This is a genomic window from Pelorhabdus sp. sgz311002, assembly GCF_056134285.1.
This window is the reverse complement of sequence record NZ_JBWBCL010000001.1, coordinates 508,630-530,069: the sequence shown is the minus strand read 5'-3', so window position 1 is coordinate 530,069 and position 21,440 is coordinate 508,630. Positions and strand designations below refer to the sequence as shown.

21 protein-coding genes and 1 riboswitch are annotated in these 21,440 nt (G+C 44.4%); all 21 genes read right to left on the bottom strand.

The window, feature by feature from the left end; all coding sequences use genetic code 11:
• Nucleotides 1-6 precede the first annotated feature (6 nt).
• The 21 genes from AC0NJP_RS02735 to AC0NJP_RS02635 all read right to left on the bottom strand — a co-directional run bounded on the left by AC0NJP_RS02735 (nucleotide 7) and on the right by AC0NJP_RS02635 (nucleotide 21,357).
• Nucleotides 7-1,410 carry a peptidoglycan D,D-transpeptidase FtsI family protein gene (locus AC0NJP_RS02735; RefSeq protein ID WP_474698682.1) on the bottom strand — a complete coding sequence of 468 codons (1,404 nt, stop codon included), beginning with the start codon at nucleotides 1,408-1,410 and terminating at the stop codon, nucleotides 7-9.
• On the bottom strand, nucleotides 1,403-2,668 hold the full coding sequence (locus tag AC0NJP_RS02730; RefSeq protein WP_474698681.1) for an FtsW/RodA/SpoVE family cell cycle protein: 1,266 nt from the start codon (nucleotides 2,666-2,668) through the stop codon (nucleotides 1,403-1,405). Before AC0NJP_RS02730 ends, AC0NJP_RS02735 begins: the two co-directional genes overlap by 8 nt.
• On the bottom strand, nucleotides 2,669-3,388 hold the full coding sequence (locus tag AC0NJP_RS02725; RefSeq protein ID WP_474698680.1) for a Stp1/IreP family PP2C-type Ser/Thr phosphatase: 720 nt from the start codon (nucleotides 3,386-3,388) through the stop codon (nucleotides 2,669-2,671).
• A 5-nt stretch (nucleotides 3,389-3,393) separates the two neighbouring features.
• Nucleotides 3,394-3,870 (bottom strand): FHA domain-containing protein, encoded by a 477-nt coding sequence (locus tag AC0NJP_RS02720; RefSeq protein ID WP_474038480.1) that lies wholly within the window; start codon nucleotides 3,868-3,870, stop codon nucleotides 3,394-3,396.
• Complete coding sequence (locus tag AC0NJP_RS02715; RefSeq protein ID WP_474038479.1) at nucleotides 3,871-4,650, bottom strand: FhaA domain-containing protein; 780 nt, start codon at nucleotides 4,648-4,650, stop codon at nucleotides 3,871-3,873.
• A gap of 76 nt (nucleotides 4,651-4,726) precedes the next feature.
• On the bottom strand, nucleotides 4,727-5,779 hold the full coding sequence (gene rlmN / locus AC0NJP_RS02710) for a dual-specificity RNA methyltransferase RlmN (protein ID WP_474698679.1): 1,053 nt from the start codon (nucleotides 5,777-5,779) through the stop codon (nucleotides 4,727-4,729).
• 14 nt (nucleotides 5,780-5,793) lie between these two features.
• Entirely contained in the window at nucleotides 5,794-7,122 is a 1,329-nt protein-coding gene (gene rsmB / locus AC0NJP_RS02705; RefSeq protein ID WP_474698678.1) for a 16S rRNA (cytosine(967)-C(5))-methyltransferase RsmB, read from the bottom strand.
• Nucleotides 7,119-7,928, bottom strand: coding sequence for a DUF116 domain-containing protein (locus AC0NJP_RS02700; RefSeq protein WP_474698677.1), 810 nt, complete (start codon nucleotides 7,926-7,928; stop codon nucleotides 7,119-7,121). The genes rsmB and AC0NJP_RS02700 overlap by 4 nt, the downstream gene beginning before the upstream one ends.
• 10 nt (nucleotides 7,929-7,938) lie before the next feature.
• Nucleotides 7,939-8,886 (bottom strand): methionyl-tRNA formyltransferase, encoded by a 948-nt coding sequence (gene fmt, locus AC0NJP_RS02695; protein WP_474698676.1) that lies wholly within the window; start codon nucleotides 8,884-8,886, stop codon nucleotides 7,939-7,941.
• Entirely contained in the window at nucleotides 8,876-9,352 is a 477-nt protein-coding gene (def, locus tag AC0NJP_RS02690; RefSeq protein WP_474038474.1) for a peptide deformylase, read from the bottom strand. The genes fmt and def overlap by 11 nt, the downstream gene beginning before the upstream one ends.
• A 59-nt stretch (nucleotides 9,353-9,411) precedes the next feature.
• Nucleotides 9,412-11,850 (bottom strand): primosomal protein N', encoded by a 2,439-nt coding sequence (priA, locus tag AC0NJP_RS02685; protein ID WP_474698675.1) that lies wholly within the window; start codon nucleotides 11,848-11,850, stop codon nucleotides 9,412-9,414.
• 61 nt (nucleotides 11,851-11,911) lie between these two features.
• Nucleotides 11,912-12,082 carry a hypothetical protein gene (locus AC0NJP_RS02680; protein WP_474038472.1) on the bottom strand — a complete coding sequence of 57 codons (171 nt, stop codon included), beginning with the start codon at nucleotides 12,080-12,082 and terminating at the stop codon, nucleotides 11,912-11,914.
• 68 nt (nucleotides 12,083-12,150) lie between these two features.
• Nucleotides 12,151-13,341, bottom strand: a complete 1,191-nt coding sequence (gene metK, locus AC0NJP_RS02675; RefSeq protein WP_474038471.1) for a methionine adenosyltransferase — start codon at nucleotides 13,339-13,341, stop codon at nucleotides 12,151-12,153.
• A gap of 68 nt (nucleotides 13,342-13,409) precedes the next feature.
• Nucleotides 13,410-13,516, bottom strand: a riboswitch (SAM riboswitch).
• Between the two features lie 49 nt (nucleotides 13,517-13,565).
• Nucleotides 13,566-14,774, bottom strand: coding sequence for a bifunctional phosphopantothenoylcysteine decarboxylase/phosphopantothenate--cysteine ligase CoaBC (gene coaBC / locus AC0NJP_RS02670; RefSeq protein WP_474698842.1), 1,209 nt, complete (start codon nucleotides 14,772-14,774; stop codon nucleotides 13,566-13,568).
• A complete protein-coding gene (rpoZ, locus tag AC0NJP_RS02665) occupies nucleotides 14,771-14,977 on the bottom strand; it encodes a DNA-directed RNA polymerase subunit omega (RefSeq protein WP_474038470.1) in 207 nt (68 codons plus the stop codon). The genes coaBC and rpoZ overlap by 4 nt, the downstream gene beginning before the upstream one ends.
• A 23-nt stretch (nucleotides 14,978-15,000) precedes the next feature.
• On the bottom strand, nucleotides 15,001-15,648 hold the full coding sequence (gene gmk, locus AC0NJP_RS02660; protein ID WP_474038469.1) for a guanylate kinase: 648 nt from the start codon (nucleotides 15,646-15,648) through the stop codon (nucleotides 15,001-15,003).
• Between the two features lie 15 nt (nucleotides 15,649-15,663).
• The gene (gene remA / locus AC0NJP_RS02655) at nucleotides 15,664-15,930 is read right to left on the bottom strand and encodes an extracellular matrix/biofilm regulator RemA (RefSeq protein WP_474038468.1); all 267 of its coding nucleotides are present in this window, start codon (nucleotides 15,928-15,930) and stop codon (nucleotides 15,664-15,666) included.
• A 44-nt stretch (nucleotides 15,931-15,974) separates the two neighbouring features.
• Nucleotides 15,975-16,859, bottom strand: coding sequence for a YicC/YloC family endoribonuclease (locus AC0NJP_RS02650; RefSeq protein WP_474698674.1), 885 nt, complete (start codon nucleotides 16,857-16,859; stop codon nucleotides 15,975-15,977).
• A 138-nt stretch (nucleotides 16,860-16,997) separates the two neighbouring features.
• Complete coding sequence (locus tag AC0NJP_RS02645; protein WP_474038466.1) at nucleotides 16,998-17,621, bottom strand: hypothetical protein; 624 nt, start codon at nucleotides 17,619-17,621, stop codon at nucleotides 16,998-17,000.
• 97 nt (nucleotides 17,622-17,718) lie between these two features.
• Nucleotides 17,719-18,558 (bottom strand): diaminopimelate epimerase, encoded by an 840-nt coding sequence (gene dapF, locus AC0NJP_RS02640; RefSeq protein ID WP_474698673.1) that lies wholly within the window; start codon nucleotides 18,556-18,558, stop codon nucleotides 17,719-17,721.
• 45 nt (nucleotides 18,559-18,603) lie between these two features.
• Nucleotides 18,604-21,357, bottom strand: coding sequence for a cation-translocating P-type ATPase (locus AC0NJP_RS02635; RefSeq protein ID WP_474698672.1), 2,754 nt, complete (start codon nucleotides 21,355-21,357; stop codon nucleotides 18,604-18,606).
• Nucleotides 21,358-21,440 lie beyond the last annotated feature (83 nt).

The following is a 21,440-nucleotide window of genomic DNA, read 5'->3' as shown; positions in this document are numbered from 1 at the left end:
ACCTCCTTAATGTAGTGCCGTTTCAAATACTCTACGAGCAACAGGGGCCGCTACAGCACCACCGCCGCCACCATTCTCTATAATCACTGCTACAGCGATAACGGGATTTTCCGCCGGAGCAAAACCAATAAACCAAGCATGATCATCGCCATGGGGATTTTCCGCTGTTCCTGTTTTACCAGCAACCGTCACGCCGCCTAATGCAGCGCCGCGGCCCGTACCTTTTTCTACTTCATAAATCATCATCTGCTTCATGAAAGCAGCCACTTCCGGGGTTGTAGCCGTAAGCCATGTTTTCGGCGAATTCTGCCGCAAGATGCGACCATCATAATCCACAACTTTTTGAATTAAATAAGGTTCCATCATCTGTCCATTATTGGCTAGCGCCGCTGCCAACATAGCCATACGCAAAGGCGATGCCACCAAGCTACCTTGACCGATTCCCGTCTGCGCCAAATCACCATCGCCAAGATCTTTAAAATTCGGCAAACGCGGCTTTTCTCCTTCTAAAGATTCATCGAGAGCCTTATCAAAGCCAAATCGTTCATAGGCTTTACTTAATCGGCTGCGGCCAAGTTCTAAAGTCAACTTGCCAAAAACGACATTGGAAGAAACGGCAAAAGCCTGGTTGACGGTGAGATCACCATAGGCTTTATCTTGAATTTCATGCAACACATAATCAGGCGGTATTTTTAAAAACCCATCGGATCGATATATTTTCTGCGGATTTGCCAGTTTTTCATAAAATGCGGCCTCGGCTGTCAAAGTTTTCATGGTCGATCCTGGCGGATAAAGCCCCTGCAGGGCTCGATTTAAAAGTGGCGCATTTTTATCTGTTGATATACTCTGCCATTCTTCCGCAATCCGATTCGGGTTAAACGACGGCTTGCTCACTAAAGCGAGTAGCTGCCCGGTCTTGGGAGAAATAGCTACAACAGCGCCTTTACGATTTCCTAGCGCCTGATAAGCAACCTGCTGCAAATCGGCATCGAGATTTAAAATAACCGAGTGCCCTTGATGCGGGAAAAAAACATGACTAATGGCGCCTAAGCGACGCCAAGGATCGCTCATGCCAGAGAGTTCGCCATTGGCAGTACTTTCTATGCCTGTTTTACCCAATTTTTCATCAGAATAACCGATCACCTGAGCAAAGAGCGAACCTTGCGGATATTCGCGGACAAAGCCACCCTTTTCCTTACGGCTTTGAGCAAGAATTTTACCATTGCGATCTAAAATGTCGCCTCGCTCCACTTGCTTTAAAAGCAAAGCACTACGGCGATTTAACGGATGCGATGATAAAAAAGAACTCTCATAAAATTGAATATACGTTAAGTAAAACAACAGCAGCAAAAGAAGACCTAGTAAAAAGTAGGCTGCTTTACGAATTGATCCTATGAGTATATTATCCATGGTTTGACCTTCTTCCTGAAATGGCAAAAAGCATGGAAAGCATAATGAAATTTGCCACAAGGGAGCTGCCGCCATAACTGATCCAAGGCAAAGGAATCCCCGTAAGTGGGAAGAATTTGATAACACCACCGACAATCAAAAATACCTGTAGAGCAAAAACAGTCGCAAGTCCGCCAGCAACCAGCGCTTGGTAAGGCGTCTTAGCATAAATAGCCGTACGAAAAGCTCGGTAGACAAGAAACAAATAGATTAATAGCGTACCGCCAGCACCAGCAAACCCAAGTTCTTCGCCAATCGCTGCAAAAATAAAATCAGTATGCACTTCCGGAATCAACTCTGGAAATCCATAAGTTAAACCGCTACCAAAGAGACCACCGCTACCTAAAGCAAAGAGCGACTGAACAATTTGATAGGCCCCGCCGGAAGGATCTTGCCAAGGATCGAGCCAAATATCAACCCTTGTTTGTACATGGCTATAAAATTTATAGCTTACCACAGAACCTAGTAAAAACAAGACGGTGCCAACAGATATAAAACTCGTCTTCCCGCTTCCCATATAAGCCATAATGACAACTGTGCCAAAATAAAGCAGCGCGGAGCCAAGATCTCTTTGAAAAATATACATGACCGTTGTTAAAAACCAGAGAAGCAGTAATGGTGCCAAAAAACGCGGCTCTGGTATTTCAAAAAAACCATACCGTCTTGTAGCAAAACGGAGCAATTCTCTATTCTCATTCAGATAACCTGCTAAAAAAAGCACGACAAAGATTTTAGCGAATTCGGACGGTTGAAATCGAATGGGACCTAAAACAATCCAACTTTTATGACCGCCGATTTCTACGCCGAAAATCACGGCAGCTAATAGTAGCCCAATTCCCAAAATACCAAAGATATACTTATAACTTGCTAATTTCTCAATCTGGCGAAAATACCACGAGCCAAGCAAAAAGAGGAAAAAGCCAATTCCTACCCATAAGGTCTGCGAAAAATAAAGCTGAGGCTTCAGTCGGTAAATCATAGTTAGACCAAGGGCTGCAAGCATAAAAGCCCCGGAAAAAAAGAATGGATCGCCAAAAGGCGCTAAGCGACGAACAATAAAATGAACAATAAACGCGCCGATAATCAATAAAGCGGCCGGTAAAAGCACCTTTAGATCCATCGTGTTATGAGCTAGACAAACAACCAAAAGACCATTTATTAAAATGAGTGATGCACAAACAAGCAATAAAGCTTCCTGTCGGGATCGAAGCTGTCCCATTTAAGATTCTCCCTCATTTTGCGCCAAAATTACAGTAACATTGTCATAGCCCCCGGCTGTTAGCGCCGCTTGTACCAGTGAATCGACCGTATTTTGACTAATCGTTTCTGTCGAAATCATTTGGGCAATCGCAGTTTCCGAAACAAGACCGGTCAGCCCATCTGTACATAGCAACAGATAGTCCGATGGCTCCCACTGAGCACAGCCGGAATCTACGAGAATTTTACTGCTTGTTCCTACCGCGCGTGTTAAAATATTGCGTTGCGGATGCACATCAGCTTCCGCTTTCGTAATACTTCCCTGACGCAATAATTCACCAACTAACGAATGATCCTCAGTCACTTGCCGTAAAAGCCCTTGTTGCATAAGATACATGCGGCTGTCCCCGACGTGAGCCCAATAAATTTTTTGTCCCAAAATATAACAGGCAGTCACTGTCGTTCCCATGCCTAAATACTGGCGTCCTTGTTGCGAACGCTCATAAATTTTCTCATTGGCTAAATGTAGAGCCTTCTCTAGCTCCTGTTGCGTTTTATTGGCGGCAAAAGGCTGCCGTAAATACTCAACAATCGTTGAAATTGCTAACTGGCTCGCAATTTCGCCTGCCACATGCCCTCCCATGCCATCGGCCACAACTAAAAGCTCTGGCGGCTCAAAAGCATAATGATCTTCATTCACTTCACGCACTAATCCAATATCTGTTTTGACAAAAGCCAGCACATCCATCACCTCTCAAAGCGAAATGTCACGATTCCAATTCGAATTTCGTCTCCTTGCTCCAGTCGATAGTCTCCCTGAATTTTATCGCCATTTACGAAAGTTCCGTTAGTACTATTTAAATCAGATAAAACATAATGATTTTTCCGTCGTTCGATAATAGCATGGTCGTAGGAAACAAAAGCATTTGTCAACACGATCGTATGATTTAGACTGCGTCCAATCGAAATTTGATCACCAATTAAATAGTCTGACTCTGGTATACTTTCTTCTCCTGTTTCTAGAACGCGCAGCCTAGCCCCGCCTAAACCGACGGTTTCTTCTGCTTTTGCAGCGGCAGACGATCTAGATAAATCAGCATAGCCAAAGCGAACCATGCGGTAAATAAAATAATAAATAAAACCAAGTAAACTATATTGCAGTACCAGACCAACCCCATTTAGGATCTGACTGCTGTTTACAAGGGGCAGCGAAAAAGATGGCACTTAGATCACCTCATATAAAAGCAAAGTCTGTCCTACTCGAATCTTATCGTTGTGCTTCAATACTTTACGGCTGATTTTTTGGCCATTCACATAAGTACCATTTAAACTCTTGGCATCATAAAGTACGTACTGTTCTTCTTCCCATTGAATGTAAGCGTGAAGACGCGATGTATTCATATCGGACAAAGAAAGCTCGTTATTTTCGCGGCGTCCTAAATGAAACCGCTGCAAAGAAAGTAACGCCACAGCACCACGATCGGGTCCCTCCACTATTTTCAGGTGGGCTTTGGACTGTAAAACAGCTGTTTCTGTCGCTTTGAGCGAAAAATTACCAAATGTTTTTGTCTGCCCCAATTCTTCCGCGTCAAGTACTGTTTTTTTCGGCGGCGCAGCTGGTCGTTCATAAGGAATCGCTTCCGTAAATTCACCAATCACTGCAAACTGTCCTTTGCCTAAATTGGTTCCCTCGCTAAATTCAAAAGTTGGCGTCGCCAGTACAGTATAATCTCGTTTTTCTGCTTCTTCTAATAAGAACCGAGTCATTTCTTCTTGAATAGCCCCAGCTACAGGCAACAAAGCTTCATAATCGGTCTTACGCAGTAAAACTTGGTAATGGTTGGGAGCATATGTTTTAGAAACGCCGACAGAACATTTATTTTCCATCTCCCGTACAAGCTTCTTGGCAATTTCCGCTGGTTGAAGCTCACTGGAAAATTTACTGTTGAAATAGCCTTCAATATACTTTTCAAAAAAGCTTTCCAGATTCCGGACAAATTTCACAATAAACACTCCTATTGACAAAATGAACTAGCAGATAATCCCATTATATGCGAATTTATCAGGCGAGTCAAAAAACTCACAAAGTCTCTTGTTCCATCAGTTTTTGATGACGTAACTGCCCACAAGCCGCTTGAATATCAACACCCATTTCTTTACGAACTGTTGCTGTAATATGACGATCCGCTAAAATTTTAGCAAATCGTTCAATAATCTTAAGCGGCGGTCGATGCAACCCTCGCTCTGGTACTGGATTCACGGGAATCAGATTGACATTTGCTAACTTGCCTGTTAAAAGTTTAGCTAACAGTCTAGCCTGTTCTTCCCCATCATTGATGCCAGCAATTAAAATATATTCATAAGTGACACGTCGTCCCGTGGCTTTCGCATAAGCATCGCCAGCCTGAAGTACTTCCTCAAGCGGATATTTACGATTAATTGGCATTAAGTGACTTCTTACCTCATCCGTTGGCGCGTGTAGCGAAATTGATAAAGTAAGGGGAATCTCTTCCTGCGCCAAGTCATAAATACGCGGGACAATGCCGGAAGTCGAAACAGTAAAATGACGATAGCCTAGATGAAAAACATCTTTGTCATGGCAAAGCCGAATTGCCGCCAACAGCGAATCATAATTTTGCAACGGCTCGCCTGTGCCCATAACAACAACAGTATCTACTTTTTCTTCTGTTTTAGCTAATAAACGCTGCATAAACCAAATTTGCCCAATAATTTCGCCTACCGTAAGATCTCGCTCTAGCCCCTTCAAAGTAGAAGCGCAAAAAAGACAGCCCATAGCACATCCCACCTGAGTGGAAATACACAAACTATTGCCATAGGGCTGACGCATTAAGACGGTTTCGACGCAGGCGCCATCAATAAGCTGCAACAAAACTTTACAGGTTTTTTGATCTTTAGAAACAATCTCCCGCTCTAATTGCGGCGCTTCAATTGAAAAATGTTCGGAAAGCAACGCCCGATCCTCTTTACTGAGATCGGTCATCTCCGAAAAATCCGTAACAAAACGTTGATAAATGGCTTTAGCAATTTGGCGGCCTCGAAAAGGCTTGAGTCCATAAGCGCCAACAGCTTCTGATATGGCTTGAATCGATAATCCAAATAAATTTTGTTTCAAAGTTCAATCCTCCTTTAGTGACTACGCCGCAGGCGAGCGATAAAAAAACCATCCTGTCCGTCGCGATGAGGAAAGAAGCGAATAACCTTATCATCCGTAGGCTGCGGTAAATATTTACCAGCCGGTTCAAGCACAAAGTGAGATTTTTCCTGCAGAAAACGCTCGATAACCGCTTCATTTTCCGCCGTTTCAATCGTACAAGTACTATAGACAAGAACACCGCCCGGCTTTACGCAGCGAGCCGCCTCTCGTAGAATTTCCAGCTGCAATTTAGGCAACTCTTGTAACAGCTTCGGATCTTTACGCCAGCGAGAATCACTTTTACGGCGCAATACGCCAAGACCGGAGCAAGGCGCATCAACCAGTACTCTATCAGCAAGCTCATAACCAGACTTCGATAATTTTGTGGCGTCATAAGCCAAAGTCTCAATGATTGAGATGCCAAGCCGCTTGGCATTCTGCTCAATTAAAGGTAGTTTGTGTTCGTGCAAATCTACGGCAAGGATTCGGCCGTTATTTTGCATTAATGCCGCCATATGAGTGCTTTTGCCGCCAGGAGCGCTACAAGCATCAATCACAAAATCCCCCGGCTGCGGATCTACAATCGGCGCGACAAGCATAGAACTTGTATCTTGAACTTGACAAAAGCCTTCCTGCAGCGGCTGTAAATGATCAAGCGATGCATGCTCTGTAACGAGAATTCCTTCGGGCACACTCGTCAAAGCTTCACAGACAACTCCAAGATCTCGTAGCTTTTTAAGCAACTCTTCCCGCGTAATCTTTAACGTATTCGTACGCAGCGTTAAAGGCGGAATTTCATTATTCGCCGCACATAAAGCCTCCGTCTCAGAAAAACCATACTGCTTCAGCCAATGCTGTACCAACCACAGCGGGTGAAAATAAAAATAAGCCAAGTAAGCATCTGGCTCTTGGGCAGGATCAGGATAGGTCAGTTTATCTTGTTGCCTAATCATATTACGCAGCACGCCATTGACAAATTTTACAGTGCCAGCATGACCATACTTTTTAGCCAGTTCTACCGACTGATTGCAAGCAGCCGATGGCGGCACCTTTGTCAAAAAAAGAATCTGATATAAACCAAGACGTAAAATATTTAAAATAACAGGCGATAAAGTAGAAAGTTTACGGGTAATAAACTTGGCCAAAAAATAATCAAGTGTCTTATGAGTCTTAACCGTACCATATACAAGTTCGGTAATAAAGCGCCGATCCTGTTCGCTCACAACACTCTTATGCAATTTTTTTGCCAAGGCAATATTCGAGTAGGCTCCACTATCAATTATTTCATTAATGACTTGCAACGCCATTTCTCTGGCATTCATTTACATTCCTCCGCCTGTTTTTCTTCCTTTTCTGCTATTTCTTCCATTCCGAGAAATTGCCGTACAATCTTTTCTACGGCCGCCATATCGACGCGCGTATTACAACAAGGACCGCAGGGCCGCTCATTTAAGAGGCCTACTACGGGTAACGGAAATACATCTTGAATTCCTGTAGTCAAGTCCCGCTCGCAAGCAATTGCTAAAATCGCTTGCGGCTTTAAAGCTTTGACTACACGCCGCGCTAAAGTACCGCCTGTAACAATGGCCAAATGGACTTCGTACTTTTCAGCAACAGCAGCAAGCTCCCCTACCTGACAGCGACCGCAGCGTCGGCAATTTTCGATATTCTTAGTAACCTTATAAGGGCAGTCTTCCTGCTGAATGCAGTGCGGCGTAAGGATTAAGAAACGGTTTGGTTTTACAATAACCTGTCGTTTACGAATCAGATGATTACTCACCTCGATAAAAGATCGTTCCACCCGCTCTTTATCTACATCAAACAATTTACCTAAAGCAATTGCAATAGGAAAAAGTAGTTGGACAGCAGACCAGGCAACACCTTGGAAAAACCGGGGCGTAGGAAATCCGAGAATCGCCAGAATAATTCCGCCGACACCAGCAAATACAGTCAATACAAATAGACCGAGGATCGTGCCAATAAACCAAGGAAGCAACTCATTCAAAGCTGACAATCCAGGTAAACTGACTTTCCAAATTCCATAGATGGAGCAGGCTGCTATGATCAGGCTGACTAAGAGCAACGCCAAAAACAATCGTTTCTGTGGTCGGCTAACTACTTCCAGCATAAACTCACCCCTACTTTAGCGTATCCCCAGGATGAATGCAGTAACCACATAGACACTCCTGGGCTGTCATTTTCCGTTTACTTTCCGGCTGCACTTCAACGATTTCTAAAAGGCCCTTGCCGGTCTGAACGACAAAGCCTTTTTCCGTGCAAGCGACAATCATTCCTGCCGTACCAGTCTGCGCATCATCAAGAACACGAGTTTGCCAGATCTTAAGATTCATCGAATCGGTTTTCGCAAAAGCGCCTGGCCAGGGATTTAAGCCTCTTACTTGATTATGAATTTCTTGGGCTGTTCTTTTCCATTGAATTCGTTCCGTTGAACGTTTCAATAAAGCAGCATAAGTAGCTTCTTCAGCAATCTGTTGTTCCCGCGGGGCTTTGCCAGCAGCAATTAACGCAACAGTCTCACTTAACAGATTAGCGCCTTGCAGCATAAGCACATCATGCAGCGTCCCTGTTGTCATATCGGCAGGAATGGCTGTTTCCGCTTTTAAAATCATATCACCTGTATCCATGCCTTTATCCATATACATGGTTGTAACACCTGTCACGGTCTCGCCATTCATAATCGCCCAGTGAATCGGTGCTGCGCCACGGTATTTGGGTAATAAGGAAGCATGGACATTCACACAACCACAAGGCGGCAGTTTTAAGAGCGATTCAGGCAAAAATTGGCCAAAGGCAACTACAACCATCAGGTCTGGCGCTAGCTCTTGTAAGGTGTGAAACATTTCTTCTGTTTTTATCGACTCAGGTTGAAGCACGGTAATTCCTGCCGCTACAGCCGCTTCCTTAACGGGCGGAAACATAAGCTTTCGCCCGCGGCCTTTCGGCCTATCTGGCTGGGTTACTACGGCGACAACCTCAGTCAAGGGATTTTCAATAAGCACGTTTAATGAGGGAACAGCAAAGTCAGGCGTGCCCATAAAAACTACACGCAATGGCTTATTTGTCATTAGAATCATCCTTTGAACTAGTCATAATCGCTTCCGCAATGTCAATAAATAAGATCCCATCTAAATGGTCAATTTCATGCTGAAAAGCGCGGCTTAAAAGTCCTGTTCCTTGGTATCGAACCTTTTTTCCTTGCCGATTCAAAGCTTCTACTGTTACAGAGGCAAAACGTTTCACTTCGCCGCAAACACCGGGCACACTTAAACAACCTTCCGGACCTACCTCTTCGCCTTCTTTGGCAATAATAACCGGATTAATCAGTTCAATCAGCCCATCGCCTACATCAATCACCACAACACGCAGTGATACGCCGACTTGTGGTGCAGCTAAACCTACGCCATCAGCCGCATACATAGTATCAGCCATATTATCAAGAAGCTGCTTAAGTTTTTTATCAATTTTCTCTACTGGCAACGCAATTTCCTTAAGTACTTTATCGCCAGCTCGTTTTATATCAAGAATCGCCATAATGATTCCTCCTTTTATGAAAATCCTGAAACAATTTTAGCACATAACAAGTAAAAAATCTAATACATCAAGCTAAGAGGATCTACATCGACAGTCACATTTCGCTCTTCTAATAGTTTTACGTCGCGAATGACGTCCCGAACCTTATCAGGTTCGCTTGTTTTAATCAGTCCAATCAAGCGATACGTATCTTGAATCTTAGCAATCGCTGCCGCTACTGGTCCAATGATCTCCGTCTGGGGCGAAGTTAACCTATTTTGTAAAACGCGGCAAGCTGCTTCCGCCTGCAAGCGTAAAGGACTTTCTGCCTTGCCTTGCCAAATGATTTTGATAATCTGACAAAAGGGTGGATAAGAAAGCTGACGACGAAATTCAATTTCTTGATCATAAAAAGCCCGATAATTATGGTCAGCTGCTGCAAGAAGCGCATAATGGTCAGGATTATAAGTCTGTACAACGACAGTTCCTGGTTTATCGCCGCGCCCAGCCCGGCCAGCAGCCTGAGTAATCAAGGCAAAAGTTCTCTCAGCCGCCCGAAAATCTGGTAAATTGAGCGCCGTATCAGCAGAAATCACGCCAACAGCCGTTACATTATGAATATCGTGACCTTTCGCCACCATCTGAGTACCCAGCAAAATATCTTGTTTTCCTTGCAGAAATTCCTTTAAAATCCGGTCATGGGAAAATTTTTTGCTTGTTGTATCTTGATCCATTCTCACTACCGTCTTATCTGGCAGCAATTTATGAAGTTCTTCCTCTACTTTTTGGGTTCCTGTGCCGAAAAACTTAATATAACGACTGCCGCAGGCCGGGCAGATATCAGGAACGGACGCCGTCTGACGACAATAATGACAGCGAAGATCCTGCCCTACTGAATGATAAACCATAGCAATGGCGCAATGAGGACAGGATATGACATGACCGCATTCGCGGCAAAGAATAAAGGTTGAATAACCACGGCGATTAATCAAAATAATTGCTTGTTCGCCTCGCTGCATCGTTTCGGTAAGCAAATTAGCCAGCGGCGGAGAAATTACGGTTCGCCGTCCCGCTTTCAATTCTTGGGCCAAATCAACAAGTTCCACCTGCGGCATCGGCTGCTTATCAACACGATAGTCCAGAGAAAGCAGCTCATAGCGTCCTTCTTGCACTTCATAATATGTTTCCAAAGCTGGCGTAGCACTGCCCAAAAGAACGGTAGCGCCAGTAGTTTTTGCCCGTATAATCGCCGCCGTACGCGCATGGTAACGAGGAAGTTCCTCTTGCTTATAGGTAAATTCATGTTCTTCATCAAGCATGATCAGACCAAGGGACGGAGCTGGAACAAATAAAGCAGAGCGAGCCCCGATGACAATCCCCGCTTCTCTTTCCTTCATCTGACAAAAAGAATCAAAGCGTTCCCCAAAACTGAGTTTACTATGAATGACAACGACATCCTCGCCAAATCGTTCCTTAAAACGTCGGACAATTTGCCCTGTCAATGCGATTTCCGGCACAAGCATAATAACCTGCTGTCCCAGTCGCCTCGCTTCCGCTGCAGCCGCCAGATAAACTTCTGTTTTGCCACTGCCGGTTACGCCATGAAGCAAAAAAGTTTGCTGCACTTTTACGGCCAACGAAGGAATTATTTTCGCAAGCGCGTCCTGCTGTTCCTTCGTATAAACAGGCGGAGTGCCCATGATGGCAGTTTCACCGTAACTACGGCGAAAAGTCCGTACTTCCTTGAAAGTAATCCAGCCCTCTTCTTGCAACCGTCTGACAGCGTCCCACTGAGCGCCCTGATTCTTCAAATCAGACCACATAACACAGCCCTGCTGTACAAAGTCAATAACCTTCTTCTGGGCAGGACGACGCGACCAATTTACAGTCTTCCCTTGATCAGACAAAGCAGCACAAATTGCCAATACCTTATCGGTTTTTTCGTTTGCCGTCCGACTTGTAATAATTTTTGTTGTAATGACTTTAGCACGCAAGAGAAACTGCAAATCTTTTTTCGAATAAAACGGCAGTTTCATGAGCTCTGCTTCTGTTTTTAAGTTTGATGAACGTATTGCTTCATAAAGCGATCTTTGGGTCAAAGAAAGCTCCTGCAAAACCTGCTTTAACTCTGGCAAATCAGCCAAGTTTTCCTGATAGCCCCGCTTTGTTTTTATCGTATTTTTCCCTGGCACGAATAGTCTGAGTGTATCGCTGAGCGAACATAAATAATAATCAGCAAGCTGCCGAGCTGTTTCTAGCATACTTTCATCAAACCACGGTGTTTCATCAAGTACTTCCCGAATGGGCTTTAACGCCTCTTCGTCAAGTTCTTCGCCTGCTGCTGCTATCAAATCATTAGCTGATAGAACAGCTACTACAAAGCCTTCTACCATACGAGGGCCAAAGGGAACGAGAACACGACAGCCCCTTGCTACCTCCCAACCTTCTGGAACCAGATAAGTAAAGGGACGATCAAGCCTTCTTACCGTTATATTTACAACAACCTGAGCATAGGTCATATTTTCCACCACGCATAAAAGTAAGGAGACTAAGAAATAGTCTCCTTATAAAATCCGATTTCTAAAATTCAATTCGCTCAAACTCGGCAAAATCCTGCTCCCAATTCCACCAGCTTGGTAAATTGCAGGAGAGAGGATCTTCCTGGGTAAACCAATCTTCCTCATAACAGTAAGGCATCTGTGGTGCGTAACGATGAAGACGGTTCTTAGCGCACGAGGAAAATCGTTTCATAATATCATCTCCTGACTATAAAATAAAGCAGCCTTTATAGTATAGCCAAGTATGATGAAATTATGGCTTTATAGACCAGCTTCCTGGCGTAAAATAGCAGCCTTGTCGGTTTTCTCCCAAGGAAGGTTCAGATCGTTACGGCCAAAATGCCCATAAGCAGCCGTCTGTTTATAAATCGGACGACGTAAATCCAGCATTTTTATGATGCCAGCAGGACGCAAATCAAAATGTTTCTGTACTAAAGCAGCGATAACAGCGTCATCCACTTTGCCTGTTTCAAAGGTTTCTACCATAACTGAAACAGGACGAGCTACGCCAATCGCATAAGCAAGCTGAATTTCGCATTTATCAGCAAGGCCGGCGGCAACAATATTTTTTGCCACATAACGAGCTGCATAGGCGCCAGAGCGGTCTACTTTTGTAGGATCCTTACCGGAAAAAGCACCGCCGCCATGACGAGCCATGCCGCCATAAGTATCAACAATAATTTTACGGCCTGTTAAGCCAGCGTCACCCTGTGGACCGCCAATAACAAAACGGCCCGTCGGATTAATATAATATTTAGTTTTATCATCAAGCAGTTCCGTTGGTACGATTGGTTTAATCACATGTGCGATTAAATCCTGTTCAATTGTTTTTAGTTCCACTTCTGGGCCATGTTGGGTCGAAATTACAATCGTATCAATGCGTACAGGCTTGCCATTTACATATTCTACCGTAACTTGCGTTTTTCCATCAGGACGCAAGTAAGGCAGTGTTCCATTTTTACGAACTTCCGATAAATGACGTGATAATTTGTGCGCTAAGGAAATTGGCAAAGGCATATAATCATCAGTTTCATTCGTAGCATAACCAAACATCATGCCTTGGTCGCCAGCGCCAATTGCTTCAATTTCATCCATTTCTCCCTGTTTCGCTTCCAACGCTTTATCAACACCCATAGCAATATCAGGCGACTGTTCGTCGATCGACACAAGGACGCCGCAAGTATCACCGTCAAAACCAAATTTTGCCCGAGTATAACCAATCTCTTTTACGGTGTTGCGGACAACTTTAGGAATATCGGCATAGCACTGCGTCGTAATTTCACCGGCTACATGGACTTGACCGGTCGTTACCAGCGTTTCACAGGCAACGCGAGCAAAAGGATCTTGTTCTAAAATAGCATCTAAAATGCCGTCAGAAATCTGATCAGCTATTTTATCAGGATGTCCTTCTGTAACTGATTCTGATGTAAATAAAACACGTTTTTCTTTCAAAAAAAGCCCTCCTCTATTGTGCTGTTTAAAAAAGAAAAACTCCCTAAATGGGAGTTTAATCATTCGCTCTCCCATCTCGCAAGAATTTCTCGCCGGAATTGGCACCGTTTTAGCTTGTACTAAATGGTTGCCGCGGTATCATTGGGCCTGTCCCTCCACCAACTCTTGATGAGTAAAATATAAAATTTTCACAAGTGCAATTGTATAGTAGAATGGCAAAAAAATCAAGAGCTTTTTTGCAGAATTGTGAAAACATGATTTAATATTTGATCAGCCAAAGCCTCTTTCGTCATCTGCGGTAATTCGACTATGGCGCCATCACGGAATAAAAGCTTGGCTATATTCGTGTCAACATTAAATCCGGCGCCTGGCTGTGATACGTCATTCGCCACAATAAGATCAAGATTCTTCTCTACCAGTTTTTTCGCTGCATAGGCTTCCACATTCTGCGTTTCCGCCGCAAAGCCTACGAGAATCTGTTTTTCTTTTATAGTACCCAATTCGCGTAAAATATCCGGATTGCGCTCTAATTCAATGATTAAATTCCCGTCATTTTTCTTGATTTTATGGGTAGCTACCGTTACCGGACGATAATCAGATACAGCGGCGGCCTTAATGACGACATCACAAGTCGTAAAATACTTTAGCACTTCTTGCTGCATTTCTTTGGCGCTCTCAACAGAACAAAAAGTAACACCATCAGGCTGCGGCAAACTGGAAGGACCAGATACTAAAACAACCTGAGCTCCTTGTTTCGCCGCTTGCGCTGCAATGGCATAGCCCATTTTCCCGCTGGATCGATTACCAATATAGCGAACAGGATCAATGGCTTCACGCGTGCCAGCTGCTGTAACTAAAATGGTCTTACCAAGAAGCGGCTTCTTCTGCGCAAAAAAGTTTTGTACAAAAGCGACAATTTCCAAAGGTTCCGCTAACCGTCCCACTCCTTCGGTGCCACAGGCCAATAGACCGCTGCCAGGCGAAATAAAGTGGTAACCAAGCTCTTTTAAAGTGGTCATATTTTTTTGCACAACAGGATTGCAATACATATTCGTATTCATCGCCGGAGCAACAATAACGGGAGCTTTTGTCGCCATCACTGTCGTAGACAGCATATCATCAGCAATCCCATTCGCAATCTTGCCCAAAATATTAGCGGTAGCCGGAACAATCAAAAACGCATCGGCTAACGTCGCCAGTGCAATGTGTTCGACATTCCAATGCTTCGCTTCGCTCCACATGCTGACAACAACAGGGTTGCCGCTCATTTCCTGAAACGTAAGCGCACTGACGAATTTCGCTGCCGATTCCGTCATAATCACATGAACATTGGCACCGGCTTTTTTTAATTTACTTACTACATCAACCGCTTTATAAACAGCAATGCCGCCTGTAACGCCTAGCACAATATTCTTGCCTTGAATTGACACTATTTAATACCTGCCTTTGTCCGCTCGTAGGAAACTTTACCTAAAGCGACTTCTTCGAGCGCCATTGTTACCGGTTTATTGGAACGACAGTCGATCAAGGTTGGTTCCCCGTCCATAATCTGTCTGGCCCGTTTCGCCGCCAGTACGACTAAAGTGTATTTACTATCTACCTTGTTTACGAGTAAATCAAGCGATGGATATATCATGTTTGAAAATCTCCTTCCTAAAATCAGCCTGGTAATTCTTCATCTTCGTCAATACTGCCAAACAGGCAAATATGTTCAAGTAACGCCTCATTACGAATAATGCGACAGTGCTCCGCCTGCATAATAGCCTCAACCTGACTTACCGCCTTCGCCACTACATCATTGACAATGACATAATCATATTCATGGGCAAAGGTAAGTTCTTCTTTGACGCATTTCATACGCCGCTCAATAACCGCTTCACTATCAGTTCCCCGCCCAACAATACGGTGTTCTAATTCCGTAAGCGACGGCGGCAATATGTAAATGAAAACGCCTTGCGGAAAAGATTCTTTGACTTTCATTGCGCCTTGAATATCAATCTCTAAGATGACATCTTGGCCAGCCTGTAGTTTTTCTTCAACAAATTGTCGCGGCGTTCCGTAATAATTACCATAAACCTCCGCCCATTCCAACAAGTTTTGTTGCTCACGCATCGTCAAAAACTCTTCCTGCGAAACAAACCAATAATTGACTCCATTTTCCTCCCCAACCCGCATCGGTCTTGTAGTAACCGATACAGAATAGTGAAGTGTAGCTGAAGCTTTTCGAAGTAACTCTTTACAAATTGTTCCTTTGCCGGCTCCAGAGGGGCCGGAAAGAACAAGTAGCGCTCCCTGACGCCGCGTCATACCTGTATATCCCCCTTATTCCTGTACATCTTCAGCACTATCTTTGCTTGACAACCGATGCGCGACAGTTTCTGGCTGAACTGCTGAAAGGATCACATGATCGCTATCAACAATAATCACAGCACGAGTTCGCCGTCCATAAGTCGCATCAATCAGCATACCACGGTCACGCGCTTCTTGAATAATGCGTTTAATCGGCGCCGATTCAGGACTCACGATGGAAATAATCCGGTTAGCTGATACAATATTACCAAAACCAATATTAATTAATTTGATTTCCATATTCTGATTCCTCCTGCAAAATTCTTGCAAAACCATTTATATTACTACTCTATGTTTTGGATTTGCTCTCTGATCTTCTCAATCTCACTTTTCATTTCCACAACGAGTGTAGCAATCTGATAATCATTGGCTTTAGAAGCAATCGTATTCGTTTCGCGATTAAATTCCTGCACTAAAAAATCAAGCTTTCGACCTACAGCCTCGCCACTATTTAAAATGGTCATAAACTGATCAAAATGACTTTTTAAACGGACAATTTCCTCGGTGATTGAAATACGGTCAGCAAATAAAGCAACTTCTTGCAACAACCGACCTTCATCAATTTGCACCGCCACAGGCTGTAAAAACTCATTCATCCGTTCCGAAATTTTTTGCCGATAATCACTGACAACCTGCGGCGCCCGCACTTCAATCTTCGCCAAAATTTCCTTCATGTCGGCAATCCGTCTGATAAAATCAGCCTCAATATTATCGCCTTCAGCAATCCGCATACTCATAAGATTCTGAATGGCCGAATCAGCGGCAGCGGCAATTTTGGGCCAAAGCACAGAAACATCCTCACGTACTTCTTCTACCTTCAGCACGTCAGGATAGCGGGAAATTTGACTGACTGATTCACTTGCTGTCATATTAAGTAGTGTCGCCAAATCGCTTATCGCCTTATGGTAAGCGATTGCCAGCTCTTTGTCAACCCTTACACTGCGCTTTGCTTCGCCATATTCTTCTACTGTAATAAAAACGTCAATCCGACCTCTGGCAAGGCTTGCGGCAATCTTGCGGCGTATCTTATCTTCCAGTGAAGCTAAATTTTTCGGCATGCGAACTACAATTTCATTATATCGATGATTCACTGCTTTAATTTCTATACTAAGTCGGTGGCTTTCATCTAGAAATTCGCCCCGACCAAACCCTGTCATACTTTTAAGCACTAATCTGCACCATCCCTTACCATGGAGTATTGTAAGCAAAAAAAACGAATTCATGCTTTGATTATCAATCTATTTCGAGCTTTTTCGTGGATTTCCTTTTTTCTAAGAAAAAAGGGGGAAATCTCCCCCTCTCTTTCTCTAACGAATTTTTTTCATATCAAAGAAAAAACGGTATTTCTTCTCTTTATTCGCCACGCATAAAATTACAGGGCGATCATGAGAAATCCCTTCATCAGGGAAATAGTAGTAAGCTGCAAACAAATAAAGCTGGCGCGGTTTCGGCGCTCCTGCTACGGGAGCAGAACTTGGCGCAACCACTTTAAGCTCACTGGGCAAATTGGACTGAACAGGAGAAAAAATCTTCTGATCTTGTTCCAGCCACACAGCAACGCCTTGTGGTAAGGTCGAATCGGTTTGGTACAACTGAACAGCAAAGGTTAAAAACCCGGCATAGTCTTGCCAAAGCTTTTCTCCCTCTGGCACATAGACAGGCAAATGATCAGCCAGTTTATTTCTAGCATCAATTGCTACTACGAGAAAGGGCGTATAGCAATAAGCCTGATCCACGCTGTCGTTTAGTTTTTGCGTCTTTTCTTCATAAGAGCGCCAAGGCGCCATGAAATCATCATCACTTAAATGGACGCCCTTAATAGCATAAGTCTGTGCTGCGCCGCTATCATTAGCAGAGGCGGCCGCAAAGACATTCGAGCACCAGAAAATCAAACCTAATAGAGCACCGAGTGCTTTCGCATACTTGTTCATAGGTTCACTCTCCCACACACAGACTTTACTTATTCTATTACACCATTTCTCTGACTTTTCCCTCTTTTTTCATATTATTTCATAAATGAAACTTCTTTTATACTTTTCGATGATACACACCAGAGTAAACCTCAACAGCCGGACCAGACATATAAATATGGTTATCGGCGCGCCATTCCACCGTTAAGTCACCGCCGTCTAAATGAACAAGAGCTTCTCGCTGCGTCCTTCCGGTCAAAACAGCTGCAACTAAAGTAGCGCTTGTTCCCGTGCCACAGGCGAGCGTAATGCCAGCGCCTCTTTCCCAAACACGCATACGCATTTCCTTGGGACCTAGAACTTCAACAAATTCTACATTGGTCTTGCGGGGAAAATAAGGATGCGTTTCGATGACTGGTCCGACTTTAGTCAAATCAACGGTAGCCATATCGTCAACAAAAATTACACAATGAGGATTTCCCATAGACACGCATGTTGCCAAATACTCTTTTCCATCAGCGACAATTGCTATATTTACAGCTTGACTATCGCCATCGCCGGTCATAGGAATTTCTTTTCTTAACAGACGGGGTTCACCCATATCGACACAAACCGTCTCAATCTTGCCATCTTTCATAATCAGTTCGGGACGAATCACGCCAGCTAAGGTTTCCAACGTAATTTTCGTTTTCGTTGTGAAACCATATTCATAGACATAACGGGCAACACAACGCGTCACATTGCCGCACATTTCCGCTTCGCTGCCATCAGAGTTAAAAATTCGCATGCGAAAATCTTCGGTTTCTGATGGCAAAATAATAACAAACCCATCAGCGCCAATCCCATAGTGGCGATCGCAAATTTCAATTGCTGCTTGCGAATAGTCTGTAACAGCTTCTTTTGTTCCGTCAATAATTACAAAATCATTTCCCTGACCGTGTACTTTTGTAAAATTCATGAAAAAACCTCCTTAATTGCTGCAATATAGCCAAAATCAATTCTATCAGACTCGTTGCGCCGCTGAAGGAATGGCTCTTTTCGGTCGCCACAGCCGTCTAATCAGGCTCACAAAGAGCGTCCATCCCGATAAGCATAAAATCACAGCCCAATCGCCTAAGTGAAGCGGCACCAGCGAAAACAAACTGCTTAAAACAGGAAGATAGAGAACTGCAAGATGCATCGAAACCGATCCAGTCACAGCCAACAGCAGTTGCCAATTGCTAAAAAATCCGATGTCCAAAATGCTAAAAAACTCAGATCTGCAGTCAAATACATGAAACAACTGGCAAAATACCAGTGTAGTAAGCGCCATCGTTCTAGCTAAAGCCAAGTCGTTCTGCACTGTATAGGTGAAAAAGAAAACGGCAATGGTACTACAGCCAATTTGCAAACCTCTTGCTATAATTTTACGGCTTAAGCCACGAGAAAACAAGCTTTCTCGCGGAAATCGCGGCGGCCTTAGCATAATGGCCGGATCTTTCCTATCGACACCAAGAGCTAACGCAGGCAGACCGTCAGTGACCAAATTGACCCATAGAATCTGTACAGGCAGAAGCGGTAGCGGTAAAGCTAGGCAAGCGGCAAGAAACATAGTCAATACTTCTCCAGTGTTACAGGCAAGTAAATAACGGATAAACTTGCGGATATTATCATAAATACCCCTTCCCTCGGCCACAGCGGCTACGATCGTCGAAAAGTGATCATCCGTTAAAATCATAGCTGCTGCTTCTTTCGCCACATCGCTGCCTGAGATCCCCATAGAAATGCCAATATCAGCTTCTTTAATGGCTGGCGCATCATTTACTCCATCGCCAGTCATGGCTACAATGTGCCCCCGCGATTTTAAAGCCCGCACAATTCGCAGCTTATGTCCTGGCGAAACACGGGCGAAAACGACCACATCATTGACGCGATGCGCCAATTCCTTGTCGCTGAGTCGATCTAGCTCCGTACCAGTAATAACCGTACCATGGTCTTTTTTCAACAAAGCGAGCTCCCGAGCAATCGCTACAGCCGTATTGGGGTGATCTCCCGTAATCATAACAGTGCGGATTCCCGCCTGCTGACATAAGTTTAGTGACTCCTTTACGGATTGGCGCGGTGGATCGATCATACCAACAAGCCCAACAAAAACAAGCTCTTGTTCCAAGGCTTCATCGACGTTTTCGGCGCATACATCAGCCGAAACCAATCGATACGCTAAAGCTAGCACGCGAAGCGCCTGATTCGTCATGGCTTCATATTGCGCCTCAATGCGGGATCTCTCTGCCGGTGTAAGCAGGCATTCGCGCCCATTCTGATAAAAGCGGTCACATAAGGGGATAACCGTATCAGGCGCCCCCTTAACATAAAGAAACTGCTCTTTTTTTCCGGTATGTCTATATAGCACCGACATACGCCGCCGCTGCGGTTCAAAAGGAATTTCACTAACTCGTTCTGCTTTTTTTTCTAAGTCACTACGCCAAATTCCTGCTTTCGCGCCAACCGCAACAAGAGCGCCCTCCGTTGGATCGCCTTCCACCTGAAAATCTTTCGGTTCTTTGCGCCATAAACCGTGAATTGTTACTTTATGATGTACAACTTCACTATTATTACACAAAACGCCAATTTCTAGACAGAGCCGCAGCCCCGCATTTTTCTGCGGCGCTATATTCTCACCGCCAGTCTGAAATTCGCCGCGTATATCATAGCCTTGTCCCGTAACCGAGATTTGCCCTTCTTCCGTAAAAATTTTTTGCACTGTCATCACATTTTGCGTTAAAGTGCCTGTCTTATCGGAACAAATGACGGTAACGCAGCCTAACGTCTCTACCGCCGCTAATTTGCGCACAATCGCATTGCGGCGAATCATTCGTTGTACCCCTAGAGCCAGTGCAACTGTCACAATTGCTGGCAGGCCTTCCGGTATAGCCGCGACAGCCAGACTAATTCCCGCTAAGCACATAAGTAATAATGGCTCGCCTCGCCAAACGCCTGTCACCACTACGACAAAACAAATCCCGAGACAAGCCCAGACAAGTCGTCTTCCCAAATGCTCCAACCGCTTGGCCAAGGGTGTTTTTTCCGGTTCAATTTCATTTAACAGATCGGCAATTTGTCCAACTTCTGTTCTCATGCCTGTGGCGCAAACAATGGCTTTGCCGCGGCCCCTTCGAACAGTCGTTCCGCTAAAAATCATATTAGAGCGATCTCCTAGAGCACTGTTAGAAGGAGTTAAAAAGGTGGCATTTTTTCTTGTTGGCAGAGATTCCCCAGTCAAAGCGGCTTCTTCCACCTCGAGAAAGTGGGATTTGATGAGCCTGGCGTCAGCTGCAACTCGCTGACCTGTTTCGAGCACTAGAATATCACCAGGGACAAGAAAGCGTGCCGGAACTTGCTGCACCATGCCATTTCGCAAAACCGTTGCTTGCGGCACAGCTAGCTTACGCAATGCTTCCAGCGATGCTTCTGCTCGATACTCTTGCACAAAACCAAGCACCGCATTGAGTAAAACGATCAGCATGATGGTCCCTGCATCAATATATTCGCCGAGAAAAGACGAAAGTAATGCGGCGCCCAATAAAATAAGCACCATAAAATCCTGAAACTGCCCGAAAAAGATCTGTTTACGCGATTTACGCCGACGCGGCCGCATCTCATTCAGACCATATTCTTCTTGTCTTCTAGCGACTTCTTTGGAATCAAGTCCCTCACTGGGATCGCTTCGCCAGTGAGCAATCACTTCATCTGCTTGATATAAATGCCAATCTCTATTCACACCAGTTTCACCCCACGGCCTTTTTTACCATGCTATTCAAAGTATGAAGTAAATAGAACAGGCGCGTTGTTTGACCGCTGGAA